The sequence below is a fragment of the Pseudomonas sp. BJa5 genome (assembly GCF_030272875.2).
Classification (GTDB): Bacteria; Pseudomonadota; Gammaproteobacteria; order Pseudomonadales; family Pseudomonadaceae; genus Aquipseudomonas.
On the sequence record NZ_JALRNG020000022.1, the window covers coordinates 69515 to 93708 of the forward strand.

23 protein-coding genes are annotated in these 24194 nt (G+C 66.6%); 12 read left to right on the forward strand and 11 right to left on the reverse strand.

What is annotated here, in order from left to right:
- The first annotated feature begins 38 nt into the window (after positions 1–38).
- Together pbpC and M2D63_RS14320 are read left to right on the forward strand one after the other, a co-directional pair.
- Complete coding sequence (gene pbpC / locus M2D63_RS14315; protein ID WP_285863586.1) at positions 39–2393, forward strand: peptidoglycan glycosyltransferase PbpC; 2355 nt, start codon at positions 39–41, stop codon at positions 2391–2393.
- Between the two features lie 108 nt (positions 2394–2501).
- Complete coding sequence (locus M2D63_RS14320; RefSeq protein ID WP_285863587.1) at positions 2502–4169, forward strand: ShlB/FhaC/HecB family hemolysin secretion/activation protein; 1668 nt, start codon at positions 2502–2504, stop codon at positions 4167–4169.
- A gap of 87 nt (positions 4170–4256) precedes the next feature.
- Here M2D63_RS14320 and M2D63_RS14325 read toward each other — a convergent pair whose 3' ends face one another.
- Together M2D63_RS14325 and M2D63_RS14330 are read right to left on the reverse strand one after the other, a co-directional pair.
- Positions 4257–4664, reverse strand: a complete 408-nt coding sequence (locus M2D63_RS14325; protein WP_285863588.1) for a response regulator — start codon at positions 4662–4664, stop codon at positions 4257–4259.
- Between the two features lie 64 nt (positions 4665–4728).
- A complete protein-coding gene (locus M2D63_RS14330) occupies positions 4729–4962 on the reverse strand; it encodes a Flp family type IVb pilin (protein WP_285863589.1) in 234 nt (77 codons plus the stop codon).
- Between the two features lie 300 nt (positions 4963–5262).
- Between M2D63_RS14330 and cpaB the strand changes: the two genes are divergently transcribed.
- The 8 genes from cpaB to M2D63_RS14370 are packed head-to-tail and all read left to right on the forward strand — an operon-like array spanning position 5263 to position 12732.
- Entirely contained in the window at positions 5263–6192 is a 930-nt protein-coding gene (gene cpaB / locus M2D63_RS14335; RefSeq protein ID WP_285863590.1) for a Flp pilus assembly protein CpaB, read from the forward strand.
- A gap of 20 nt (positions 6193–6212) precedes the next feature.
- Positions 6213–7493, forward strand: coding sequence for a type II and III secretion system protein family protein (locus M2D63_RS14340; RefSeq protein ID WP_285863591.1), 1281 nt, complete (start codon positions 6213–6215; stop codon positions 7491–7493).
- Positions 7490–8683 carry a pilus assembly protein gene (locus M2D63_RS14345; RefSeq protein ID WP_285863592.1) on the forward strand — a complete coding sequence of 398 codons (1194 nt, stop codon included), beginning with the start codon at positions 7490–7492 and terminating at the stop codon, positions 8681–8683. Before M2D63_RS14340 ends, M2D63_RS14345 begins: the two co-directional genes overlap by 4 nt.
- Positions 8680–9951, forward strand: coding sequence for a CpaF family protein (locus M2D63_RS14350; protein WP_285863593.1), 1272 nt, complete (start codon positions 8680–8682; stop codon positions 9949–9951). Before M2D63_RS14345 ends, M2D63_RS14350 begins: the two co-directional genes overlap by 4 nt.
- Complete coding sequence (locus M2D63_RS14355) at positions 9948–10829, forward strand: type II secretion system F family protein (RefSeq protein WP_285863594.1); 882 nt, start codon at positions 9948–9950, stop codon at positions 10827–10829. Before M2D63_RS14350 ends, M2D63_RS14355 begins: the two co-directional genes overlap by 4 nt.
- Position 10830: 1 nt before the next feature.
- Positions 10831–11718: a type II secretion system F family protein gene (locus M2D63_RS14360; protein ID WP_285863595.1), complete on the forward strand. Its 888-nt coding sequence runs from the start codon at positions 10831–10833 to the stop codon at positions 11716–11718.
- Positions 11719–11732: 14 nt separating this feature from the next.
- A complete protein-coding gene (locus tag M2D63_RS14365; protein WP_285863596.1) occupies positions 11733–12461 on the forward strand; it encodes a tetratricopeptide repeat protein in 729 nt (242 codons plus the stop codon).
- 7 nt (positions 12462–12468) lie between these two features.
- Complete coding sequence (locus M2D63_RS14370; RefSeq protein ID WP_285863597.1) at positions 12469–12732, forward strand: DUF3613 domain-containing protein; 264 nt, start codon at positions 12469–12471, stop codon at positions 12730–12732.
- 20 nt (positions 12733–12752) lie between these two features.
- On the opposite strand, the gene M2D63_RS14375 is transcribed toward M2D63_RS14370, so the two are convergent.
- Both M2D63_RS14375 and M2D63_RS14380 read right to left on the reverse strand, forming a co-directional pair.
- Entirely contained in the window at positions 12753–13556 is an 804-nt protein-coding gene (locus M2D63_RS14375) for a response regulator transcription factor (RefSeq protein ID WP_285863598.1), read from the reverse strand.
- Positions 13557–13690: 134 nt separating this feature from the next.
- Positions 13691–14161, reverse strand: coding sequence for a prepilin peptidase (locus tag M2D63_RS14380; protein ID WP_285863599.1), 471 nt, complete (start codon positions 14159–14161; stop codon positions 13691–13693).
- A gap of 74 nt (positions 14162–14235) precedes the next feature.
- Between M2D63_RS14380 and M2D63_RS14385 the strand changes: the two genes are divergently transcribed.
- On the forward strand, positions 14236–14679 hold the full coding sequence (locus M2D63_RS14385) for a TadE/TadG family type IV pilus assembly protein (protein WP_285863600.1): 444 nt from the start codon (positions 14236–14238) through the stop codon (positions 14677–14679).
- On the forward strand, positions 14676–17366 hold the full coding sequence (locus M2D63_RS14390; protein ID WP_285863601.1) for an ATP-binding protein: 2691 nt from the start codon (positions 14676–14678) through the stop codon (positions 17364–17366). Before M2D63_RS14385 ends, M2D63_RS14390 begins: the two co-directional genes overlap by 4 nt.
- On the opposite strand, the gene M2D63_RS14395 is transcribed toward M2D63_RS14390, so the two are convergent.
- From M2D63_RS14395 to M2D63_RS14425, 7 genes are all read right to left on the reverse strand, one after another.
- Complete coding sequence (locus tag M2D63_RS14395) at positions 17351–19303, reverse strand: pilus assembly protein TadG-related protein (RefSeq protein WP_285863602.1); 1953 nt, start codon at positions 19301–19303, stop codon at positions 17351–17353. The genes M2D63_RS14390 and M2D63_RS14395 overlap by 16 nt on opposite strands.
- A gap of 103 nt (positions 19304–19406) precedes the next feature.
- Positions 19407–19967: a DUF4136 domain-containing protein gene (locus M2D63_RS14400; protein WP_285863603.1), complete on the reverse strand. Its 561-nt coding sequence runs from the start codon at positions 19965–19967 to the stop codon at positions 19407–19409.
- Between the two features lie 19 nt (positions 19968–19986).
- A complete protein-coding gene (locus M2D63_RS14405) occupies positions 19987–20634 on the reverse strand; it encodes a DUF4136 domain-containing protein (protein ID WP_285863604.1) in 648 nt (215 codons plus the stop codon).
- 18 nt (positions 20635–20652) lie between these two features.
- Entirely contained in the window at positions 20653–21402 is a 750-nt protein-coding gene (locus M2D63_RS14410; RefSeq protein WP_285863605.1) for a methyltransferase domain-containing protein, read from the reverse strand.
- The gene (locus M2D63_RS14415) at positions 21399–21704 is read right to left on the reverse strand and encodes a MazG-like family protein (protein WP_285863606.1); all 306 of its coding nucleotides are present in this window, start codon (positions 21702–21704) and stop codon (positions 21399–21401) included. Before M2D63_RS14415 ends, M2D63_RS14410 begins: the two co-directional genes overlap by 4 nt.
- Before the next feature lie 60 nt (positions 21705–21764).
- Positions 21765–22619 carry a MaoC/PaaZ C-terminal domain-containing protein gene (locus M2D63_RS14420; protein WP_285863607.1) on the reverse strand — a complete coding sequence of 285 codons (855 nt, stop codon included), beginning with the start codon at positions 22617–22619 and terminating at the stop codon, positions 21765–21767.
- A gap of 2 nt (positions 22620–22621) precedes the next feature.
- Positions 22622–23974 (reverse strand): 3-oxoacyl-ACP reductase, encoded by a 1353-nt coding sequence (locus M2D63_RS14425; RefSeq protein ID WP_285863608.1) that lies wholly within the window; start codon positions 23972–23974, stop codon positions 22622–22624.
- Positions 23975–24194 lie beyond the last annotated feature (220 nt).

A 24194-nucleotide genomic window follows, 5' to 3' on the forward strand; every position in this document is an offset into this window, starting at 1 on the left:
GGCGGTTCCCCGGCCATTTTGCCCGACGAGGGGGCGTGATGCTCATCTTAGCTCGCTTGCGCACGCCGATAGCCAGACGCTTGAGCGCCACGGCGGGCGTCGTCCTGCTGCTCTGCGCCTTGCTCTGGAGCGCCGATCGCCTGTGGCCGCTGCCGTTGCCCGCCGATGACCTGGCGCGGGTGGTGCTGGCTGAAGATGGTACGCCTCTGTGGCGCTTCGCCGATGCCGAGGGCGTCTGGCGCTACCCGGTGAGCGCCGATCAGGTCTCGCCCTATTACCTGCAGGCGCTGCTGACCTACGAGGATCGCTGGTTCTACCGGCACCCCGGGGTCAACCCGCTGGCACTGGGCCGGGCGGCCTGGCAGAACCTGCGCGGCGGCCGGGTGCTGTCCGGTGGCAGTACCCTGTCGATGCAGGTGGCCCGGCTGCTCGATCCGCACCCGCGCACCCTGGCCGGCAAGCTGCAGCAGCTGTGGCGCACGGCGCAGCTGGAATGGCACCTGTCCAAGGCGCAGATCCTGGAGCTCTACCTCAATCGCGCGCCGTTCGGGGGCACCTTGCAGGGCGTGGCCGCGGCCAGTTGGGCTTACCTGGGTAAATCGCCCCAGCACCTGACGCCAGCCGAGGCGGCCCTGCTTGCGGTATTGCCCCAGGCCCCGAGCCGCCTGCGTCCGGACCGCCACCCGGTACGGGCGCAGCAGGCCCGCGACAAGGTCTTGCAACGCCTGGCCGAGTACCGGGTATGGCCGCCACAGCGGGTGGCCGAAGCCCGGGAGGAGCCGCTGTTGCTGGCGCCACGCCAGGAGCCGGCCCTGGCGCCCTTGCTGGCCCGGCGGCTGAACCGGCCGGACAGCCCGCCGCTGATCCGCACCACCCTCGATGCGGCCTTGCAACGTCGCCTGGAGGATCTGTTGCTGGGCTGGCGGGCACGCCTGCCGGAGCGGACCTCGGCGGCGATCCTGGTGGTCGAGGCGCAGAACATGGCGGTGCGCGCCTACCTGGGTTCGGTTGACCTGAACGACGAGCGCCGCTTCGGCCATGTCGACATGATCAGCGCCTTGCGCTCGCCCGGCTCGACCCTCAAACCGTTCCTCTACGGCATGGCCATGGACGACGGCCTGATCCACTCCGAGTCCTTGCTCCAGGATGTACCACGGCGCTATGGCGACTATCGGCCGGGGAACTTCTCCATGGGCTTCAGCGGGCCGGTGGCGGCCAGCTCCGCCCTGGCCCTGTCGCTCAACCTGCCGGCCGTGCAACTGCTCGAAGCCTTCGGCCCCAAGCGCTTTGCCGCGCAGATGCGCAGCGGTGGCGTGCCCTTGACCCTGCCGCCCCTGGCCGAGCCGAACCTGTCGCTGATTCTCGGCGGCGCTGGCAGTCGCCTGGAAGACCTGGTAGCCGGTTACGGCGCCTTGTCACGCGCAGGCCTGAGTGCGCCGATCCGCCTGCAACCGGATGCGCCGCTGGTGGACCGGCGCCTGCTGTCGGCGGGCAGTGCCTGGATCATCCGGCGCATTCTCAGCGGCCAGGCGCGCCCGGATCGCGATCCCACCGCCGAGCTGGTGCAACGCCCGCTGCTGGCCTGGAAGACCGGCACCAGCTATGGCTTTCGCGATGCCTGGTCGATCGGTGTGGGGCCGCGTTACCTGATCGGCATCTGGATCGGTCGGCCCGACGGTACGCCGGTGCCCGGACAGTTCGGCCTGGCCTCGGCAGCGCCACTGATGCTGCAGGTACACGATGTGCTGAGCAACCGCGACAGCCAGCGCGGTATCGCAGTGCCGGTGGCTGCGGTGCCGGCCAATGTCGGGGTGGCCGCGATCTGCTGGCCGCTGGGGCAACCCATGGCCCGCCACGACCCCAACTGCCGTCGCCAGCGTTTTGCCTGGACCCTGGACGGCACCACGCCGCCGACCTTGCAGGCGGCGGACCAGCCGTTGAGTGTCGGCCTGCGCGAAACGGTCTGGGTCAATGCCCGGGGGCTGCGGGTCGATGCCGGTTGTGCCGGTGCCCAGGCCCGTGAGGTCGCCTTGTGGCCGGCGCCGCTGGAACCCTGGTTGCCGCGCCTGGAGCGGCGAGAGGCGCGCTTGCCGAAAATCGATCCGCAGTGCCCGCCGCAGGTCGCGGCCAGCGCGCCGCCGCTGTCCATCGTCGGCGTGCGCCAGGGCGATCAGTTGCGCCGCCCGGCCACCAGCAGCGAGCCGCTGCGCCTCGATGTTTCGGCCTTGGGCGGCAACGGTCGGCGCTGGTGGTTCGTCAACGGCGCGCCACTGGGTGAGTCGCTGGGCCAGGCGCAATTGAGCGCCCGTTTCGAACAGGCCGGCAACGTTGAATTGAGCGCGCTGGACGAGAGCGGACAGACCGCCCGGGTCGAGTTCCAGATCGGTGAATAAGGGACGCCTGCGATGATCCTTGAACAGCTGCCGGGCAGCACCTACGCTTGAGTCTGACGAGGGCACGGAAGTTTTTCCCTCGAACTCTTCAGGATCATGGAGCGACCTATGCGTCCATTGGCCGTCGCGATCTTGGGGGTTTCCTGGGCCAGTGTGCTGAACGCCGAACCCCTGCCGGTCTATCTCAACAGCAATGACGTCGAACGCAGCCTGCCGGCCGCGAACCTGCCGGCCGATGCCTATCGGCCGGTCACTCCCGAGCTGTACGTAACGACACCTGCAGCGCCGCCGCAATACCTGCCGATGACGACCCGGGTGCACCTGCGCAAGGTGCGTTTCGAAGGCGGTACTGTCTACCCCTTGAGTGACCTGCGCGACAACTATCAGGACCTGGTAAACCACGATATCACCCTGGCCGAACTGGACGAGGCGACCCGCCGCCTGACCCGACGTTATCAACAGGACGGCTACCTGCTGTCCTATGCTTACCTGCCGCCGCAGGACTTTGCCGATGGCCGGGTGCAGGTGGTGCTGGTCGAAGGCTATATCCGTGACTACCAACTACAGGGGGACATAGGCCCTGCATCGGCGTACCTGGAGCAACTGACGACCCGGCTCAAGGCCGAACGCCCGTTGACCCGCAAGACCCTGGAACGCTACACCTCGCTGATGAGCCAGGTGCCGGGGGTAACGCTCGAGGCCCGGGTGCAGTCGCCCGGCATCCACGATGGCGCGGCGCGGCTGAGCGTCCAGGCGTCGCGCAAGCCCTTCAGCGCCGCCCTGAGCCTGGCCGACGGCAGCCGCGACGACCTCGAGGCGCTGCTGGCGGTGAGCAGCAATGCCCAGACCGCGTTGGCCGAGCAGGTCAGCTTTGCCGCGCTGGTGCCGCCCGGTGACGATCATGAGCACTACTACCGCCTGGACTACGCCCAGTACCTGGACAACGAAGGCAGCCAGCTGACGCTGTCGGCATCAGGGTATCGCAGCGACCCCGACGCCGAGGTCCGCCTGAACAATGGCATCGACCTGCGCCAGCGTCGTGAAAACGAGCGCTACGCAGTCGGCCTGGGCCAGGTCCTGACGGCTTCGCCCAACGAGTGGCTCAGTGTGGCCGCGCGAGTCTATGCGGTGAGCGACGATACCGATTACCGCGGCGTCGAGGTGCCCATGCGCATCAGCAGCCACACCGACTCGCGCGCCCTGGCGTTCGAAAGTGACTGGCGCACGGCCGACACCAGGCAGCTGCGCATCCTCAGTATCGGGGCTTACCAGGGGGTGGATTACCTTGGGGCGAGAACCGACGGTGACATCGATCTGGATTTCCTCCGTTTGCGGGTGTCGGGGCTGCAGAGCGACCGCTTCTTCGACAATTGGCAGGGGGTGGCCTCGGCGACCCTGACCTGGAGCAACGACAGCCTGCCGGACAGTGAGCGGGCGGTATTCGGTGGACAGGCCTTCGGCCGCGGCTACCCCAGTGACCAGGCCGCGGGCGACAAGGGCTGGGGTGTGGCCTATGAGCTCAACTACAGCTTCAGGCCCGGTGGCGACTGGCTGAAGCTGGTGCAGCCCTATGGGGTGGTGGATGCGGCGCGCAGCTGGTTCAACGAGCTGGAAATACGCGATTCACGCCTGTCCTCGGCGGCCCTGGGGATACGCCTGGGTGACGAGCGTCACTACAGCCTGTCCCTGGAAGCCGCCAGGCCGATGTCCGACATCGCCCTGGACAGCTTCGACCGCCAGCCGCGTTTCACCCTGACGTTCAGGTACAGGCCGTAGGAGCGGGCTTGCCCCGCGATTGCCTGTACCGCCGCAATCGCGGGGCAAGCCCGCTCCTACAGGTCGCTGTCTGACGGCAGCGGCTACTCAATTCACCAGGTGCAGGCGCGGTTTAGGGAACAGGTTGTCCAGGGTTTCCAGCAGGCGGGTGTGATAGATCGGCTTGCGGAACAGGTCCAGCACCTGCAGACGCAAGAGGTCGCTGATGTCGTCCATGTCGGCATGCCCGGAGGTGACGATCACCGGCAAGTGCTGGCGGGCGGTGTGCTCGCGCAGGCGCTTGATCAGTGAAATACCGCTTTCCTCCGGCATGCGCAGATCAGTGATAACCAGCGCCACGTCCGGGTGGCGGGTGAGCTGTTGCAGGGCGAGTTTCACCGAGGTGGCCGTGTGGCAGCAGAAACCCTCGCTCTCCAGCAGTTCGGCAAGTTCCAGCAAGGCGTCCTCTTCATCATCCACCAGGAGAATCTGTTGACGTAGGGAAGAGGTCGGCATGGTGTAGTCCTGTTACTGAGCGAAAATCAGGATGGAGCGTCCAGTGAGTCCGAAACCCGCGACCTTATGAGCCGCTACCCGTGCCGCCGGTACCGCCCGTACCTCCGGTAGCGCCGGCTTTTTCCATGGAGCTCTGGACTTTGGTGAAGACCGAGGTCACACCACTGGAAATGGGCGTAATGAAGGTGGTCAGCACCGCCGCCACCATCGCCGCCGCAATGGCGTACTCGATGCCGGAGGCCCCATCCTTGCGGTAGAAGAATTCTTTGCAGCTCTTGAGGATTCGGGAAAGACGCATGGCATTTCTCCTGGCGCGCAAGGCGCGGATAACGGGGCTTATTCGATGATTCCCCTTTGCCATCACAGCATCGCCAAGCCGGGCAGAACCGGCAAATGTAAGAAAGCATTAATCCAAAAGTTATAACCCCGAATGGGCGCCGGTAAGGCGTTGTTTTACTGGGGCGCCGGATTTACGACGGAAAAAATACTGACGGGTAATGGCGTTTTGGCTCCACTGCGCTAGTGTCACATAGCGAAATAGTCGGTTTTACCTTTGGGTGCGAAGGACTTACAGCGAAGTAGTAGTAGGAGAGCCGACGTGAGCAGTCGCATTACCATCATCCTGGCGGGTTTCTTCCTGGTCGGCGCCTTGCTGGCCGGTTACTGGGGACTGGTGCTGAGCCGTCCGCCCGCCGAGCCTGTTGCCGCTCCGGTCGTTGCGCCGCAGGTCGCGGTCGTGCAGCAGGTCGTCGACAAGGCCAGCGATGAAACACGCCAGCCCGTGGTGGTGCTGCGTCGCGATGTTGCCCCCTACACCCCGTTGACCGCCGACGACCTGCTGGTAGAGCGCCTGCAGGTGGCCCCCGCCGGCAGTTTCCAGACGATCGAGCAGGTACTGGGGCGCAGCAGTTGGCGAGCTCTGGCCGCTGGCACCTGGCTCGACCATGGCAGTTTCGAGGCCGGCGGACCGCTGGCGCGCATGATCCGTCCCCACGAGCGCGCCCTGGCGCTGGCCATTGACGATGTGATCGGCGCCGCCGGGCAGTTGAGCCCGGGCGACTATGTCGATGTGCTGCTGTACCTGCGTGAAGAGAACAGCAACCCCCAGGCCTCTGCCCAGGTCGTGCTGCCGGCCCTGCGCCTGCTCAGCGTCGGCAAGCAACTGGGCCTGGCCAACGATGGCATGCCGGCAGAGCCGTCGCTGGAGGACAAGGCCCGTCAGGAACAACAGCGCACGCCGGCACGCACCGTGGTGCTGGCGGTCCCCGAGGCACTGGCCAGCCGGTTGTTGCTCGCCGCCCAGGCCGGCAGCCTGCGCCTGGCCGTACGCAGTGCCGAAGAAAAACGCCTGGCCCGCTACTGGGCCGACCCGCAAGGCAGTGCAAAGGAGGTGGACTCCACCAACCGCGAACTCTATCGCTTCAGCCAACTGGCCCAGACACCGGTGGCCAAGCCCGTCGCCAGCCTCTCTGCGCCGCGAGGCATGCAGATCATCCGTGGTAACCAGTCCAGCCAGCCAACTCCCTGACCAAGCAAGGATGCCCTTAAATGAGCAGTCGTTCCGTGCGGGTAAACCTGTCTTTGCTGTGCGTGTTGCTGTGCGCGGGCACTTTGCTGCCCGATGTGCAGGCGGCCAGTGCCGGCTGCGCGGCCTTGGCCCGGTTGCCGGGCGTGATAGAAATCGACCAGGGCCTGCAGCAGGAACTGCGTGCGCCAGTGAGCATCACCCGGGTGGCGGTGGGCGACGCGAAGATCGCCGATGTGCATGCCAGCGGTGACGATGCCGTGCTGCTGACGGCGCTAAACCCGGGTGCCACCAGCCTGATGCTCTGGACGGCCTGTGCGAAAACCCCACACCAGGCCATGCTGTTCGTCAGGGGCGTAGCCACCGCCGACATGGCCGAGACCGCCGTGCCGCCTTCCCAGGACCCCACGCTACCCAACCAGGTGCAGGCCGACATTCGCTTCGTCGAGGTCAACCGCACCAAGTTCAAGGAGGCCGGTGCGCGGCTGTTCTTCAAAGGCTCCAACAATGCCCTGTTCGGTTCACCCGGGACCGTGCCCAACACCGTGGTCAGGCCAGGCTACGTGCCCGGCGTCAGCACCGCCCCGGGGCAGTATGTCGACGTCAGGCCAGGTATTCCCCTGGACAACAACGTGTTCAATATCGTCTGGGGCGGTGGCAGCAGTCGCTTCCTCGCGGCCATCAATGCCCTGGAAAACAGCGGTTTCGCCTACACCCTGGCGCGCCCCAGCCTGGTGGTGCTCAGCGGCCTGACCGCGAGTTTTCTCGCCGGTGGCGAGATTCCCATCCCGGTGCCCAGCAGCGGCAGCGACAGTGTGTCGATCGAGTACAAGGAGTTCGGTATCCGTCTGGCGCTGTCGCCGACCGTGGTGAGCCGTGATCGCATCACCCTCAAGGTGGCCCCGGAAGTCAGCGAGCTGGACTACACCAACGCGGTGAACATCGCCGGCACCCTGGTGCCGGGGCTCACGGTGCGGCGCACCGACACCAGCATCTCCCTGGCCGATGGCGAGAGCTTCATCATCAGCGGCCTGATCAGCAGCACCACCCGCTCGGCGGTGGACAAGTTCCCGGGGCTGGGCAACATCCCGATCCTCGGTGCGCTGTTTCGCCAGTCGGTGTTGCAGCGCGATGAAACCGAGCTGTTGATGATCGTCACCCCGCATCTGGTCCAGCCCCTGGCGGCCAATGCGCAACTGCCGTCCTTGCCGGGTGAGGGGCTGCGTAACTACGACCCGAGCTGGGGGCGGTTGTTCTTCCTGGAAAACGGCGACTTCGAAGGTCGCAGCGGGTTATCCCAATGAGCGAAAACCTCAGCCAGACGTTTCTTGCCATCACCCGCAACGACGCCGACCTGCAATGGTTGCAGGGCGCCCTGGCACCCTTGGGGCAGGTGGTCGGTGCCGGCAGCGGCGCCAGCCTCGACGAGTTGCTGGCGTTGGTCGATGTCACCTTCGCCAGCCTGGTGTTCGTCAGCCTCGACCGCGATCACCTGGTCAACCAGTGTGCGTTGATCGAAGGGGTGCTGGAGGCCAAGCCGATGCTGGCCATGGTCGCCCTGGGCGACGGCATGGACAACCAGCTGGTACTCAACGCCATGCGTGCCGGTGCCCGTGACTTTGTCGCCTACGGCTCGCGCGCCAGCGAGGTGGCGGGCCTGGTGCGGCGTCTGAGCAAGCGCCTGCCGCCGGTTACCAGCAACCCCAGCCTCGGTGGCCTGACCGTGCTCTACGGCGCCCAGTGCGCAGCCGATGGTGCCTTGCTCACCACCCACCTGGCGCGGGTGGTGCAGAACAGCGGCCAGCAAACCTTGCTGCTCGACCTGGGCCTGCCCCGTGGCGACAGCCTGGCCTTGCTGGGCCTTGAGGCGTCCTTCCATTTCGGCGACGCCCTGCGGCACCTGCGTCGCCTGGACAACACCCTGATCGACAGCGCATTCACCCGTGAAAGCTCAGGCCTGCGCCTGCTGGCCTACGCCGCTGCCGACGAGGCGCTCGAACGCACCAGCGCCGCTGAGCTGTACATGCTGCTCAGCGCCTTGCGCCAGCACTTCCAGCACATCGTCGTGAACCTCACCGGGCAGGCCGACAGCGAAGCCTTGCGCACCTTCGTCAGTCATTGCGACAAGTTGATCTGGTACACCGACCAGAACGTCCTGGACTGCCGGCGCAACCTGGAGGTGCTGACCCAGTGGCGGGAGAAGGGTATGAAACTCGAGCACGCCAGCCTGCTGGTCGATCGTTACCTCAAGGGCGTGGCGCCGGACGCCGAAGCCCTGAGCAAGCGCTATGGCCTGCCGCTGCTGGTGGTGTTGCCGTACAGCCCGCAGGTGCGCCTGAACGCCAAGAACCAGGGCCTGACCCTGTTCGAGCTGGCCCCGCGGGAAGGCCTCACCCAGCACCTCAAGACCCTGGGCGAGGGCCTGGCCCGGCGCTCGGAAAACCACAAGACTGACGGCGGCTCCTGGCTGAACCGCCTCTGGGGGCACCGATGAGCAGTGCCGACGAGCTGTTCGGTGGCCCGCGCCACAACCTGGGCAGCGATCCCCAGGGGCTCAAGCGCGCGTTGCATCGGCACATCATCGATGCCATAGAGGACAGCGGGCGTAACCTGCTGGAAGGCTCGCGCCCGGCGCTGGCGCAGTTCGTGGTGGAGCAGGTGGGCGACTATATCGCCCGCCTGCACCTGGCCTTGTCGCGCTACGAGATGGAGCGCCTGGCCGAGGAAATCGTCGACGAACTGACCGGCTTCGGTCCGCTGGAGGTGCTGCTGCGCGACAGCAGCGTCACCGAGATCCTGGTCAACGGGCCGCACCGGGTGTTCGTCGAGCGGGCCGGGGTGCTGCAACAGACCGACCTGCGCTTTATCGATGCGCACCATGTGGAGCGGGTCATGCAGCGCATCCTCGCGCCCCTGGGGCGGCGTCTGGACGAGTCGTCGCCCATGGTCGATGCGCGCATGCCCGATGGCAGCCGGGTCAATGCGATCATCCCGCCGGTGGCGCTGGACGGCCCCTGCCTGTCGATCCGCAAGTTCCGCAAGGACATGCTCAAGAGCGCCGACCTGCTGGCCACCCGCACGGTCGACCAGGATATCCTCGACTTCCTGCAACTGGCCGTGGCCAGGCGCTGCAACATTCTGGTCAGCGGCGGCACCGGCACCGGCAAGACCACCTTGCTCAACATCCTCAGCCAGTTGATCGCGCCCCACGAGCGTCTGGTCACCATCGAGGATGTTGCCGAACTGCACCTGGACCACCCCCATGTGGTGCGCCTGGAAACCCGGCCGCCGAATGCCGAGGGCCATGGCGAGATCAAGGCCAGCGAGCTGATCCGCAACGCCCTGCGCATGCGTCCGGACCGTATCCTGCTCGGCGAGATCCGCGGCGTGGAAGTGCTCGATGTGCTCACGGCGATGAACACCGGCCACGACGGTTCCATGAGCACCGTGCACGCCAACACCGCCCAGGATGCCCTGTTGCGCCTGGAAACCCTGGTCGGCCTGACCGGGCGGCAGGTGGCCGAGAAGACTTTGCGGCAGATGATCTGTGCCGCCCTCGACGTGGTGATCCAGCTGACCCGCCTGGCCGATGGCCGTCGTTGTGTCAGTGAAGTGCTGGAGGTGGTCGGGGTGCGTGACGATGTGTATGTCACCAACACCCTGTTCCGCCTCGATCGCCGTTCGGGCGATGGCTTTTACCGCGAGGCACCGAACCCGGCGGGGGACAAGCTGCGCCGCGAGCCTTTGGAGTCGCGGCAATGATGCCGGTGCTGCTCGGGCTGACTTGCCTGGCGCTGTTGGCGGTGTCGCTGCGGCTGTTCTACAGCGGCCTGCGCAAGTCGGGTAACGAGCGCATCCTCCAGCGTCTCGGCCAGGTGCCGGAGACCGCGAGCGCGCGCCCGGTGCGTCGCGACTGGCTTGACCGCCTGCTGCAACGCGCAGGCGTCGAGCGGCGCAACGACCGCCTGCTGTCAGGCGCGCTGATCTGGAGCCTGCTGGCGCTGCTGGTCGGGCTCACGGCTGGCTGGCTGCCCGGGCTGGGCTGCTGGCTCGCCGGTCCCTTGCTGTTTCGCCTGTACCTGGGCTGGCGCTACCAGCGCCGCCTGCAACGCATGATCGAGCAGTTGCCGGTGCTGCTCGACCACGCCATGCGCAGTCTCAAGGCCGGTCGCACCCTGAGCGATGCGGTCCTGGGTGCCATCGACGTCTGCCGGCAGCCCTTGCAGGGCGCCATGCAGCGGGTGCGGCGCAACGTGCAGATGGGCGTCGACCTGGACGATGCCATGCACGACCTGGCCGAACTGTATGAGCAGGACGAGCTGCGCCTGTTCGCCCTGGGCCTGCGGATCAACCAGCGCTACGGCGGCAACGCCAGCGAGCTGCTGGAAAACCTGATCAAGCTGATTCGCGAGCGCGAGCAGGGCGCTCGCCAGTTACGTGCCATGACCGGTGAAACACGCATGACCGCCCTGGTCCTGGGCTTGCTGCCGGTGGGCATGGCCGGTTACTTCCTGAACAGCAACCCCAGGTACCTGCTGAGCATGTGGCAGGACGGCCAGGGGCAGTTCCTCCTGCTCGCCGCCTTCGGCTTGCAGGTGGTCGGTTGCCTGGCGCTGTGGCGCATGTTGCGGAGTCTGTGAAATGGCCTTGATGCTCAGCGCCGTGCTGTTCTTTGCCGCCTTCGTGCTGTTGCTCGCGCAGCTGCTGCGCCAGCGCCGCCGGGAACGCCTGGTGGCCCAGCGCCTGCAAGGGCAGCTGGGCCGGGATGATCGCCTGGGCAACTGGGTGCAGCAGGTGGGCAGCAGTCGCCTGGCCCAGCGCTCGCTGAACCTGGACAGCGAAACCCGCCAACTGCTCGATCGCCTGGGCTGGCGGCGCAGTCGCCAGCGCGCCTTGTTTGCCGCCTGCCAGGTCGGGGTGCCGTTGCTGGCCCTGGGTGTTGGCCTGCTGCTGGAACACACCGTCTATGCCGATACCCAGAACGCCTGGCTGGTGGTGCCGCTGTGCGCGCTGGGTATCGGTTACCTGCTGCCCAAGCGTTTGCTGGCGCTGGCCGCTGCCCGTCGTCAGCAACGGATCGCTCGCGAAGTCTCGACCTTCATTCCCTTGCTGCGCATCCTCTTCGAATCGGGCCTGGCGGTGGAGCAGGGCCTGCGGGTGCTGAGCCAGGAGTCGCGGCACCTGCTGCCGGAGCTCAGCGCAGAGTTGCGCCTGATCCTGCAACGGGTCGACTCGGGCCTGGCCCTGGCCCCGGAGCTTGAGAAAACCGCGCAGCTGCTGGCCGTGGACGAGTTCGGTGACACCTGCGTGATCCTCCAGCAACTGCTCACCCAGGGTGGTGGGGCGATGAAGTCATTGCTGGCGCTCAAGCAGCTGCTGGATGACCGGCGCCTGACGCGGATGCAGGAGCGGATCTCGAAGATGTCGGGAAAGATGTCGATGGTGATGATGGTGTTTCTGTTTCCCGCCTTGCTGATCGTGCTGGCCGGCCCCGGCTTCACGGCATTGGCCAAGGCCCTGGGCTCATGAAGGGAGTCGTAGCGATGAAAGCAGTCATGATGGTCATGAGCCTGGTGGTGCTGGGCGGTTGTGCCAGCGAGGGTGCCGCGCCCTGGCTGGCGCTGCCCGGTAGCAGCGCCAGCTGTGCCAAGCCCGATTCCAGCCAGGAGCTGGCCCTGAGCATGGCCGACGAGATGCTCGGCGAGGGGCGCCCCCACGCCGCCCTGGCCCACCTGGAGGTGTTGCCGGCCGACCTGGCCCAGGTGCGCCTGCGCAAGGCCAAGGTATTGCGCCTGCTGGGGCGCAGCGAGGCCGAGCCCTTGTACCGCAGCCTGCTCGGCGGCTGCCTGGCCGCCGAAGGCGAGCATGGCCTGGGCCAGTTGTTCGCCGCCCGTGGCGATAACCTCCAGGCCCAGCGCCACCTGTTGCGCGCGGTCCGCCTGGCGCCGACCGACGAGAAGGTGCGCAACGACCTGGGGGTGGTCTACCTGAGCCTGGGCAATGTCGAGCAGGCGCGTTTCGAGTTCCTCACCGCGATCGAGCTCAAGCAGAACAACACCCTGGCGGCGGTCAACCTGGTCAGCCTGATGCTCTACCAGGACAAGTGGGAGCAGGCGGCCGATCTCGTCTCGCGCCTGAACCTGAGCCCGGCCCAGTTCAATGACGCCAAGCGCCGTGCCGAGCAACTGAAAACGCCTGGCAAGTCCGCGCCGAGCCGTGCCGACCAGGTCGCAGCGGTGTCGGAGCCGACCCCTTCCTTCGGGCAACCCTGAGGTCATCATGAAGCCAGCCAGCCTGTTATTGCTTGCCTTGAGTGCGCTCCCCCTGGCGTCCCCGGCCATCGAGGCGGGGCCGTCGTCGCCGGCGCAACAGACCACCGAAGCCTGGCTGCAACTGCAGGCGCGCAACCAGCAGGCGTCGAAGATCCCGCAGACCGCCACGCCCAAGGAACGCGAACAGAGCATGCAGCGCTGGCTGGACAGCTACAAGTACCAGATCCCGGACTTCTACCGCTGGGAGCAGGTCGACTCGTCCGACAAATAGCGGCGGCTCGGGTGGCGCCGCTAGTGCGCCGTTTGCCGCAGGTGCAGGGGCGAGCTGCCCGGCGCCAGGGCCAGGGCCAGTTGGGTGCGGTTGTGCATGTGGGTCAGGCGCAGCACCTGTGACACATAGAGTTTGACCGTGTTTTCGGTGATGCCCAGCTCGCAGGCGATCTGGTAGTTGGTCTTGCCCTTGCTGACCAGGCGCGCCACTTCCAGCTGGCGTGGCGACAGCTTGTCGAAGATGGCCGGGATGCTCACGCTGTCCGCGTCCGCGTCCGCGTCCGCGTCCGCGTCCTCGACGTCGCTGGCGCGGCGCTGGGTACCCAGGCCACGGGCCTTGTCCAGGTCCTGGTAGAGGTCGTCGATCGAGTCGGCCAGGTCCTGGAGCTTCTGGTTGAGGCTGCCCAGGTACTGGTGGCTTTTCTGCTGTTCAAGCACGGCGGCTTCCTGGCGTTGTACGCCTTCGAGCAGTTCGTCGAGGTCGACGGGCTTCTGGTAGTAATCGGCATAGCCTGCGCGCAGGGCCTTGATCACATCCTGCTTGTCGGCGCGGCCGGTGAGCATGATGGCTTCGAAGATGCGCTGGGGGCCGGCGAGCACTTTCAACGACTTGAGCAGCTCTATGCCATCGCACTGCGGCATGTGCAGGTCGCACAGCACCACGCCGATGGCCGGGTCGGCGGCAAAGCATTCGATGGCCTGGGTGGCGCAATGGCAGGGTACGCAGCGATAGCCACTGCCCTGGAGAAACTCACAGAGTTCTTCGACGATCACTGGCTGGTCATCGACCACCAGCACCTTTACCTCGCTGAAGGATTTGTTCACGCGCTACTCCCTGCAGGTGTGCCCCTCTCTCCCGGAGCCTGGGTGGCCCTTGTCGCAGGCCGCAGACACTCTAGAAAAGTAGTCGCACATCGCGACTCTGTACAAGGTTGTACAGGCACCAGGACTCTGGCCGATTAGTGGATCCACACTGCGGCCAGCAGGAAACCGGCCAGGATGAACGGGGCAAAGGGCTGTTTGTTCGAGGACTCCTCGGTAAGCTGCTTGAGGCGATTCCTGACTTTCTGGCTCAGCAGCGCCCACAGCCGGCGCCGGCAGGACAACCAGATCAGCACGGCGATGCCGGCGCCGATGAAGGTACCCAGCACGTACATGCGGTCGGTGGCCAGGGCTAGGGCGGCGAGCAGCTTGACGTCGCCGGCGCCGAAGCGGCCGAGCATATAGCCGGGCAAGGTCAGGAGCATGACGATCGCCAGTGCCCAGCCGCCCTCGCTGGCATCGGCGCCGATCCAGGTGTGTCCGGTCATGAACAGGTAGGCCAGCGCACAACTTGCCGCACCTAGGGTCAGGGTGTTGGCGATCTGGCGTTCACGCATATCTTGTTCGGCGCACAAGGCAAGCCACAACAGAAGGACCATGCTTTGCATTGGCGAAAGGCATCCCTTTGTGGTGAATGATTCTATGCTGTCAGTGAGGTGTCACTGTCAGGGTAGACGCGATCATGAAAGCAAGCCTGGTCAAACGGCAAAAAGGCGCTGCGGCGCTGGAGTTCGTTGCGGTATTCGTGATCTTTTTCGCAGTGTTCTACGGGGTGGTCAGCTACGGCCTGCCGATGCTCATGCTGCAATCGTTCAACCAGGCCAGCAGCGAGGCGGTGCGCCGCTGTGTGGCCCTGGATCCGGCCAGCCCGAGTTATCGCAGCGACATCGACACTCTGGCCAAGAGCGTGCTGGGTGAACAACTGGCGTGGATGCCCGGCTCCCTGAATTTCCAGCTCGCCAGCGATGCCAGCGTCACCCTGACGCCCGGCAACCTGCTGACGGTGAAAATCGACTATGCCAAAGCCAAGCTGACCTCGGTGTTGCCGGTGATCGATATGCCGGTGATCGGTGAGGTGCCGCGCTTGCCTGCGAGCCTCAAGGCCAGCGCGAGCCTGCAACTGTGAGTGCCGGACAAGGCCTGTTCGAGCGTTGGCGTGGGCGCTCGGCAGCTCCCGAGCAGCCTGTGGAGCCGGCGCCAGGCATTGCCCTGGTGGGCTTGCAGTTGTGGCTCGACGATAGCGCCCGGGTGCTGCGCCTGGCCGGTCCCTTGCGCACGGCGCTGGCATTGCCGGAGCAGGCCGATGCCCGGCTGCAGGATTATGTGCAGCCCTACAGCCTGCTGGTGCTCGAAGGCGAGCCGATGGATTGGCAGGCCCAGGTCCTGGACCTGGACTTCAAGGCCGCCGGCGGTGGCACCCTGCATACCCGTGGCTGGCTGCAGGCCCAGTCCGGGCGGTGGCTGCTGCAACTGTTCGATGTTGGCGACCTGTTGCAGCAGCGCCAGCAATCGTTGAACGCCGAACGCCAGCGTCACTTCAGTTGCCATCTGGCGAGCGCCTTGCGCGATTGCAGCATCGAACGCCTGGAGCTGGTAGCGCAGGAGCAGTTGCAGTGGCTGGTGCGTCACTGGCGGGCCAGCGCTGCGCGGCTGTTGTTGCAGGGCCGGGAAGGCTGGCAGACCTACGCCAGTGGCAATGATCCGCTGGCTTGGCCGGCCGATGCGGCGCTGGGGGCGTTACTGGACCAGCAAGCCCCGGGCCAGGTGCTGTGCAGCGCGGGCCACCCGGGCCTGCAGCCGCTGTTTGTCCAGGAACAGACCTATCTGCTGCCCTATGCCCAGGGCCAGGTCGTGCAAGCCTGGCTGATCGTCATCGGCCCCGCTGAAGCACTGGTGCCCCAGGACGCGCTGCAGGTGCTGGCCGCCTATGCCGAGCCACTGCTCGGTCGCCTGGCGGCGTTCGAACTGCAGCAGCAGAACGAGCGCCTGGACAGCCTGCAGCTGCAACTGGGCGCAGGCTGGTGGCAGTGGCGCTTGAGCGAGCAGAGCCTGCACATGGATCCGGGGCTGGCCGCGAGCCTGGGCATGCCGGCGCAGCTGACCCTCAGCCAGTGGTTGAGCCGTGTGCACCCGGCCGACAGGGAGGCGGCGCAGCTGGCCCTGGGTGAGTTGCAGCGCGATGGCTGCGCCTTGCACCTGAGCGTGCGCCTGCTGGACAACCACTTCGAGGCCAACCCGCGCTGGTACCGCCTGTGCGGGCAGGTGCGCGGCAGCGGGCAGCAGCGCCGCCTGCAAGGCTTCATGCTCGACATCAGCGACATCAAGGCCCAGCAGCAGCAGGCAGGAGCCGCTCAGGCCCGCCTGGAAAACCTGATCGCCAGCTCGCCGGCAGTGATCTATATCCAGCGCTACTGCGAAGGGGCGCTGCAGGCCGAATTCTTCAGTGCCAGCCTGCAACCGATGCTCGGCTGGGAGCCGTCGGCCGACGCGCAGCCAGGCCAATGGGTGCACCCCGAAGACCAGGCCCTGTGGCTGGCGCGTACCCGCACCCTGTTGCGCGAGGGCCAGGTACGCAGTCGCTACCGGCTGCGCGACCACCAGGGCGGTTATCACTGGGTGCTCGATGAGGCGCGCCTGCTGCGTGACGACCTGGGCTTGCCGGTGGAGGTAGTGGGCATCTGGCTGGATGTCAGCGAGGCCACCGAGGCCGCCGAACGGGTACGCGAAAGCGAGGAGCGCTATCGGGTGCTGGTGGAGGATTCACCGGCGATGATCTGCCGCTACACCCCCGACCTGACCCTGGTGTTCGGCAACCAGCCCCTGGCCGATTACCTGGAGTGCTCGGCGACGCAGTTGGCGGGGATCAATCTGGGGCAGTGGATGTCCGACAGCCAGCGCGAGGCCTTCCTCGAGCGGCTGGCCGGGCTCACGCCGGAGCAGCCGGTGAGCAGCGTGGAAATCTGTCTGGAGCTGCCGGGGCGCGAGCATGCCTGGTGGGTATGGTCCGATCGTGGCCTGTTCGACGGCGAGGGCCGCCTGCTGGAAATCCAGGCGGTGGGGCGCGACAACACCCAGGTCCGGCGTACCCAGCAGCAACTGCTGCAGAGCGCGAAGATGGCTACCCTCGGCGAGATGGCCACCGGGCTCGCCCATGAGATCAACCAGCCGCTGAACGTCATGCGCATGGCGGTGGTCAATGCGCTCAAGCGCCTGGACAACGGCGATGTGCAGGTGGATTACCTGCAAGACAAGCTCAAGCGCATCGATGCCCAGGTACTGCGCGCCTCTCGCGTGGTGGACCACATGCGGGTGTTCGGTCGGCGCTCGGAGGTCGAGCAGCAACCCTTCGCGCCCTGGCAGGCGGTCGAGGGCGCGCTGTCGCTGCTGGCCGAGGGCTTGCGTGGCAAGGGCGTCGAGCTGCGGGTCGAAGCCCCGATGCAGGCGCAGACCGTCAATGGTCACCAGGACCAGCTGGAGCAGGTGCTGATCAACCTGATGGTCAACGCCCGGGATGCCTTGCTGGCGCGTCGGCAACAGCAGCGCGAGCTGCAACCCTGGATTGCCCTGCGCATGGAGGCCAGCGACCGCCAGGTGCGCCTGCTGGTCGAGGACAACGGCGGCGGCATCGAGCCGCGCTTGCTGGAACGCATCTTCGAGCCGTTCTTCACCACCAAGCCGGTGGGCGTCGGCACCGGCCTGGGGCTTTCGGTGAGCTACGGCATCATCGACGCCATGGGTGGTTGCCTGAGTGTCGAGAACGCCGCCGAGGGCGCGCGCTTCTGCATCGAGTTGCCGAGCTACTGCACCAGCTGAGCACGGCTGCTGGAGCAGGTCAGGTTGGCACCCACCTCGACCTTGAGCAGGTCGATGCCCAGGGTTTTGAGCAGGGCATTGACCAGCGGATCGACCAGTGGGCCGAGCAGGCCCTTGATCAGCGGTTCGAGGATGTTGGCGACGCCATCGAGCAACCCGGCGACCTGGGTCACCACGGCGCCGAGGAGGTTGCCGCTGACGGGTTTGTAGGCCTGCACCTCGATGCCGGCGATGGTGTCGTTGAGGCTGTCGATGATGTTGCTGGCCGAGGTGCTCAGATAGGCCGGTGGCCGGTCGATGTCGGGTGGCGTGTGGCCGGGCGGTGCGAATCGCAGGTCACTGGCCGGGTCGGTCGAGTTGCTGCCCAGCAGCGGTGCGTTGACCTTCACCCCGATGCCACCGCCGGCGAATGCCACCCGGGTGCCGCAAATGGGTGGCAGGAACAGCACGCGACTGCAGACGTTGGTGCCGATGTCGATCAGCGGCAGCGGCGTGACTTCGCCAGTGCCGTTGCTGAAGAAATCCTCCGGGTTCTTGAACTGGCCGATGGCGATATCCACCGCCGCACTCCGGGTCGGGGCGGTGAGGGTTTTCTCCGGGTTGCAGCTGTAGTCGCTGACTTCACTGCTGGCCCTTGCCACGTTGATGCCGACATCCACGCTGACCGTGCCCGGCAGCAGGCGAATGTCGGTGACCTTGCAGGGAATGCCCAGGGCGCAGGTCAGCGATTGCAGGGTGCCCATTACGTTGAGGCTGAGCAGGTTGTTGAGGATGTTGGTCAGCGGCGAGGCCAGATCGAGCACGGCGTTGACCAGTCCGGCCACCGTGGACAGCACCGGCAATTCCAGGGAGACCAGCGCCCGCACCTGGGCGGTTTGCACCCTGATGGTGTCGGTTTGCGGGTTGCCGATGGCCGAGAGCTGTTGAGGCTCGATCACTTTCAGGCGCACCTTGCCGTTGGCCAGCCCCAGCAGGTTGATGGGCATTTCCACGGTCGCGGCGTTTTCCTTGGTGGACAGCAGGATCACGCTTTGCACCAGGTCCAGCACCCGCAGGCCGGCGTCGAGCCCGGCCTGGGTGGTGCCGCTTTGCAGGTCGAGCATGCTGCCCAACTGCAGCAGGCGACTGTTGTCGGAACCGACGGCAATCCTGCCCAGATTGGTCACCACTTCGGCCGTGGCGCCGCTGCGCTGCAGCACTTTGACGGCGGCCTGGAGCAGTTGGGTCGCCGTGGCACCGGCGCTGAGCAACTGTTGATAATTGCCCGCGCTGACCCCTGCATCGATGGCCAACTGGTCCAGGTAGGCGAGCAGGTTGATCTGGGTATTGGCCAGGCCCTGCCAGCCCAGCAGGTCCAGTTGGACGTGGCCACCGAGGGGATCGACCAGGGCATTGAGCAGTGGCGCTTGCCGCGAGTCCAGGGTGGCGGCGGTGCTGCGGATGCGCAGCATCGCCTGGGGTGGCCTGGGCGTGGCGGCCACGGCGCTGGCGCTCAGGAGGGTGAAGTCGGGCACCGGGTTGCCGCGTGCCAGGGCCAGTACGCCGGCGGCCACGCTAGTCGCCACACGGGTGCTGGCGACCACCCGGATGGCTTCGTGGCGCGTGGCATCGACGCTGTAGCTGCGCAGGCTGTTGGCGCCGGTCTGCAGGCTGCCGCAGGTGGTGTCCAGGGCTTGCACGGCGCTCAGTTCGAAACCATTGCGCACGGCGCTGGCCCGGGCCAGGGCGGCGGCCTGGGGACCTGTGCCGCTGCACACGGCCAGTTGCCCGGCGGCTTCCAGCGCTGCCATGTCGGCAATGCGCTGCAGTTTGCGTTGCTCCAGGAACAGCCGGCTGCTGTCGACCACCATCAGCACGAACAGCAGCCCCATGCCCAGGGTCAGGGCCGCGACCAGGCCGATGGCGCCGCGTTGCCGTGCGGGAAAACGAGGGGACACGCGCACTCCTTTGCCGGCCGAGGCCGCGCGTGGCAGCAGTTGTGCCCTGCAGTGTAGCCAAGATGATGGCCAGTCGCCTGCATGGCGAGCGGCCCGTTCCGACTCAGTGCGGTGGGTAGTTGGCGAGGACCTTGGTCACAGTGTCCTGGATGGCGCTGTTGCGCTCCTCGGGGCCTGGCGGATAGTTGTTCATGATCTGCTCGGCACTGCCGCGCCACACCAGCTTGCCGTCGTGGCCGTCGAACATGTCGACCTGGATGGTGGCGACCTTGTAGTCGACGCTGCGGGTCTCGTTGTACATCGGCCCGCCCCAGTAGTTACCCCAGTAGCCGCCCCAGGCACCGCCGTAATTGGTGGTGATCTGCTGCTGGCGATTCTCGACGATCAGGTAGGTCTGCACCTTCAGGTCACCCTGGCTGCTGCCCTGGGCGGGGCGCAGGCCACGCTGGTCGAGCTGGCCGGCCACCGCCTGGCGGATGCGTTGCTCGGTCAGGTCGCTCTTGATCCGTGGATCGTCGGGGCGGTACTGCAGCGCCGGTTCCTGCCAGACCCAGCTGCGGTAGGCGGCAAAGTCGCGGCTGGCATCGAAGTCCTGGGACACATTGCCGCTTGAACACGCGCCCAGCAGCACCATGGATGTGAGTAAAGCGAATCGGCGCAACATGATGGATCTCCAATTGCCTTTAACTGGGAGGATAGCCGTCGAGGGCCTTGTTCAGGGATTCGCGCAAGGCCTCTTCGCGTTCGCTCCGGGAGCCCTGGCTGGCGGTCTCGGCGCTGGTGCTCCAGACCGCCTGGCCATCGTTGGCGTCATACAGGTCAAGATCTACCACCATCACCTCCACTTCATAGGTGCGTACCAGCGGCACGCTGGCGTAGGCCCCATAGCCACTGCCGTAACGGCCGTAGCTGCCGTACCCACCATAGCCGCCATAGGGGTAGCCGCCGTAGGGATAGGCACCGTAGGGGTAGTAGTCTTCCTGCACCTGACGCAGCCGGCGCTCCATGCGCAGGTTGGCGCTGACCAGCAGGTCGCCCTGGCCATTGCGTGCCGGGCGCAGGCCGCGCTGGTCCAGGGCATTGCTGACCGCTTCGGCCAGTTGGCCGGGGTCGGCCAGGGTGGTGCCGGCCGGCAGTTGCCCGTCGCGCCAGGTCCAGCTGCGATAACGCCCGAAGTCGCGCGGCGCGGCCGGGTAGGCGCTGGCATCGAAGGTGCTGGCGGCCTGGGCTGGCGGGGGAGGCAAGGGGCGGGAGCTGGCGACATAGGGGTTGGGGCTCTGGCAGCCGGCCAGGGTCAGGCACAGTGCGCCCAGGGTCAAACGGTACGGCATGTCACCCTCCGGCAGATGTCAGCGCGGCTTGCAGATCCAGTGCAGGTAGCGTCCCAGCCCGGCAAACGCCGGATGACGCCGATGGGCCAGCTCCATTTCCAGCAGGTCGAGCAGCTCCGCCTTGCTCTGGAATTCGCTGGGCATGTAGTCGTGGAACACGCGCACCCCACTCTCTGTTTCGACCTGCCACAGGCTTTCAAGTTGCACCTTGAGCATGCGCGGATCAAGTGGTTTTTGCGGGGTCAGGCTCTGCTTTTCACCGGCCATGTCGTTGCGCCGCAATTTGCGGAAATGGCCTTTGAGCAGGTTGCGATAGACCAGCGCGTCACGGTTGTAGAACGCCAGCGACAGCAGGCCGTCGCTACGGGTCAACTGGTGCAGTACCGGCAGGATGGTTTCCGGTTCGGCCAGCCATTCGAGCACGGCGTGGCACAGCACCAGGTCGTAGGGCTCGGTCAATTGACCGAGCAGGTCCTGCCAGGGCGCCTGGATGAAGGTGGCCGGCTGGCCGGCTTCGGCAAAGCGCGCGCGGGCACCGTCGAGCATGGGGCCGGCGGGTTCGGCCAGGGTCAGCTGGTGACCGCGCTGGGCCAGCCACAGGGCCATGTGGCCCAGGCCCGCGCCGATATCCAGCACGCGCAGGGGCCGGTCGGGCAGGACTTCGGCAAGGTCGGCCTGGAGCACCGCAAGGCGGATGGCACCTTTGGCGCCGCCGTAGATCTTCTCGGCAAAGCGGGTGGCCAGGGCATCGAAATGACGGTCGTTCATCGGGCGAAGCGCCTTTCACTGTCGGCCAGCTTGCTGCGCACCACCTGTTCCATGTCCAGGCCCAGTTCGCTGCACAGCAGCAACAGGTACAGCACCACATCGCCGACCTCCTGGCCGGCATGCTCCAGTTGTTCGGGCGACAGCTGGCGCGACTGGTCCTCGCTCAGCCACTGGAAGATTTCCACCAGCTCGGCCATTTCCACGCTGGCGGCCATGGCCAGGTTCTTCGGGCTGTGAAAGCCGCGCCAGTCGTTGGTGTCGCGGATCCGGTGCAGGCGTTGGGTCAGTTCGTGCAGGTTCATCAAGGCTCTCCTCAAGCTGCATAGCTTCAGGCGCCCGCCCGCGCAACGCAAGCCTGCACTTCAGTCCAGCGCTCGCCAGGCCCCGCGCATGTGCTGCAGGTCGCCATGGCCCTGCAACAGCAGTTGACCACTTGCGGCCGTGGGGCTGGCGTCGAGGATCACCTCACTGGGCAGGCGCACGGGCTTGAGGAAATCCACCGCGATCTCGTAGCCACTGGCCGGCAGGTGCCCGCGCAACGCCGCCAGGGCCATGGCCTTGCTCCACATGCCGTGGGCGATGGCGGTGGGGAAGCCGAACAGCTTGGCGCTGCTGGCGCTCAGGTGGATCGGGTTGTAGTCGCCGCAGACCTTGGCATAGCGCCGACCGATGTCGCTGTCGGCGTACCAGCGGGTCAGCTCGGTCAGCGGCAGTGCATCCGGTTCGACGCCGGCAGGCGCCTCGCCATCGAGCTTCAGGCCACGGCAGAGCATGCGGCTGGTCTCGGACCAGAGCAGGCCGAGGCCATCTGCGGCCTGGGTGACCATGTCGCAAGTGGCGCCTTTTTCATGGGCTTGCAGGTTCTCGACATGCACGCTGAAGCGCAGCCGAGCGATGCCACCCAGCGGCCGGATCACGCGGATACTGTTGTGCAGGTGGACCAGCCCGAGCAGAGGCAAGGGAAACTGCGGGTCGGTCAGCAATTGCAGTTGCAGGGCGAAGGCCATGACATGGGGAAAGGTGGGCGGCAAGCAGCCGTCGTCACTGAAATGGCACAGCTTGCGATAGGCTTCGAGCCGTTTTGGCTCGACCTCCAGGTAGCAGCGCAGCCCAGTGTCGGGCAGGGTGTAGCCACTGATCTTGCGTTTACGCGCGGCGCGCAGGTACAGCCCGGAGAGCGCCGCCGTGTTGTCGAGGTCCCGCCACTGTCGCGTCATGCTCAAGCCCCCATCACGGCCTGGCCACACACCCGCAGCACCTGGCCGTTGACCGCACCGGTGCCGGGTTGCGCCAGCCAGGCGACCGCTTCGGCCACATCCTGGGGCAGGCCGCCCTGGCCCAGGGAACTCATGCGCCGGCCGGCTTCACGCAGGGCGAAGGGGATGGCGGCGGTCATGCGGGTCTCGATAAAGCCGGGGGCCACCGCATTGATGCTGCTGCCGCGTTCGGCCAGTTTCGGCGCCCAGGCCTGGGCCAGGCCGATCAGGCCGGCCTTGCTGGCGGCGTAGTTGGCCTGGCCGCGGTTGCCGGCGATGCCGCTGATCGAGGCCAGCAGCACGATGCGTGCGTTATCGTGCAGGGTGCCGCTGTCGAACAGGGCCTGGGTCAGCAACTGGGGGGCCTTGAGGTTGACCGCCAGCACCGAGTCCCAGTATTCCGGGGTCATGTTGGCCAGGGTCTTGTCGCGGGTGATGCCGGCGTTGTGCACGATGATGTCGACGCCGTCGGGCAGCCCTTCGATCAGCTGGGCCGGGGCGTCGGCGGCGCAAATATCCAGGGCCAGGCTACGCGCGCCCAGGCGGGCGGCCAGGGCTTCGAGGTCGGCCTTGGCCTGGGGCACGTCGAGCAGCACTACTTCGGCACCGTCGCGGGCCAGGGTTTCGGCGATGGCCGCACCGATGCCGCGGGCGGCGCCGGTGACCAGGGCGCGACGTCCGGCCAGCGGGCGGGTCCAGTCCTGCACGCTGCTGGCGCAGGCTTCCAGGCGCAGGACCTGGCCGGAAATGAAGGCGCTCTTGGGCGAGAGGAAAAAGCGCAGGGCGCCTTCGAGCTGATCTTCGGCGGCATCGCTGACGTACAGCAACTGCAGGGTGCCACCGGCACGCAACTCCTTGGCCAGTGAGCGGCTGAAGCCTTCCAGGGCGCGCTGGGTCACACGGGCCATCGGGTCGTCGAGCTGCTCCGGGGCACGGCCGAGGATCACCACATGGGCGCTGGGGGCGAGGCTGCGCAGCAGCGGCTGGAAGAACTCGCGCAGCTGCTTGAGCTTGTCGCTGTCGTCCAGCTCGCTGGCATCGAACACCACCGCCTTGAGCTTGGGCCCGAGGCCCGCGACCCATTCGGTCGCGCTCAGGTCGGGGCTGGCAAAACTGTAGAGGTCATCGGTCAGGCGCTTGGCGAAGGCTTCGATCCTGTTCGCCAGCGGCCCGCCGCCGAGCAACAGGGCGCCTTCGACCGGCCGCAGGCGACCAGCCTCCCAGCGCTCCAGGCGAGCCGGACTGGGCAGGCCGACTGCGCCGACCAGGCGACGACCGAGGTCGGAATTGGCGAAGTCGATATAGCGGTCGCTCATGTGCGGTTCTCCCTGAAATAAGCTTCAAAGTGTGGACCATGTTTGGCCGTTGGTCGTTCGAACCCTGAAAAAACACCTACGCTGTGGGTGGGAACAACTGCCTGGGGTCGTGGGAGCGGGGGGGGGGGCCCGCGGGGCGCGGGGGGGGGTCCCACCACCCCCCCCCGGGGCACACCCCCCCCCCCCCCAACCCCGAGAGGTGAAAAATAAGAGGAAGAGA

Bases quoted from the DNA above. Each gene is read 5' to 3' on its own strand.
- pbpC (WP_285863586.1), top strand. From the start codon at position 39: ATGCTCATCTTAGCTCGCTTGCGCACGCCGATAGCCAGACGCTTGAGC.
- M2D63_RS14320 (WP_285863587.1), top strand. From the start codon at position 2,502: ATGCGTCCATTGGCCGTCGCGATCTTGGGGGTTTCCTGGGCCAGTGTG.
- M2D63_RS14325 (WP_285863588.1), bottom strand. From the start codon at position 4,664: ATGCCGACCTCTTCCCTACGTCAACAGATTCTCCTGGTGGATGATGAA.
- M2D63_RS14330 (WP_285863589.1), bottom strand. From the start codon at position 4,962: ATGCGTCTTTCCCGAATCCTCAAGAGCTGCAAAGAATTCTTCTACCGC.
- M2D63_RS14340 (WP_285863591.1), top strand. From the start codon at position 6,213: ATGAGCAGTCGTTCCGTGCGGGTAAACCTGTCTTTGCTGTGCGTGTTG.
- M2D63_RS14345 (WP_285863592.1), top strand. From the start codon at position 7,490: ATGAGCGAAAACCTCAGCCAGACGTTTCTTGCCATCACCCGCAACGAC.
- M2D63_RS14350 (WP_285863593.1), top strand. From the start codon at position 8,680: ATGAGCAGTGCCGACGAGCTGTTCGGTGGCCCGCGCCACAACCTGGGC.
- M2D63_RS14355 (WP_285863594.1), top strand. From the start codon at position 9,948: ATGATGCCGGTGCTGCTCGGGCTGACTTGCCTGGCGCTGTTGGCGGTG.
- M2D63_RS14360 (WP_285863595.1), top strand. From the start codon at position 10,831: ATGGCCTTGATGCTCAGCGCCGTGCTGTTCTTTGCCGCCTTCGTGCTG.
- M2D63_RS14365 (WP_285863596.1), top strand. From the start codon at position 11,733: ATGAAAGCAGTCATGATGGTCATGAGCCTGGTGGTGCTGGGCGGTTGT.
- M2D63_RS14370 (WP_285863597.1), top strand. From the start codon at position 12,469: ATGAAGCCAGCCAGCCTGTTATTGCTTGCCTTGAGTGCGCTCCCCCTG.
- M2D63_RS14380 (WP_285863599.1), bottom strand. From the start codon at position 14,161: ATGCAAAGCATGGTCCTTCTGTTGTGGCTTGCCTTGTGCGCCGAACAA.
- M2D63_RS14385 (WP_285863600.1), top strand. From the start codon at position 14,236: ATGAAAGCAAGCCTGGTCAAACGGCAAAAAGGCGCTGCGGCGCTGGAG.
- M2D63_RS14400 (WP_285863603.1), bottom strand. From the start codon at position 19,967: ATGTTGCGCCGATTCGCTTTACTCACATCCATGGTGCTGCTGGGCGCG.
- M2D63_RS14405 (WP_285863604.1), bottom strand. From the start codon at position 20,634: ATGCCGTACCGTTTGACCCTGGGCGCACTGTGCCTGACCCTGGCCGGC.
- M2D63_RS14410 (WP_285863605.1), bottom strand. From the start codon at position 21,402: ATGAACGACCGTCATTTCGATGCCCTGGCCACCCGCTTTGCCGAGAAG.
- M2D63_RS14415 (WP_285863606.1), bottom strand. From the start codon at position 21,704: ATGAACCTGCACGAACTGACCCAACGCCTGCACCGGATCCGCGACACC.
- M2D63_RS14420 (WP_285863607.1), bottom strand. From the start codon at position 22,619: ATGACGCGACAGTGGCGGGACCTCGACAACACGGCGGCGCTCTCCGGG.
- M2D63_RS14425 (WP_285863608.1), bottom strand. From the start codon at position 23,974: ATGAGCGACCGCTATATCGACTTCGCCAATTCCGACCTCGGTCGTCGC.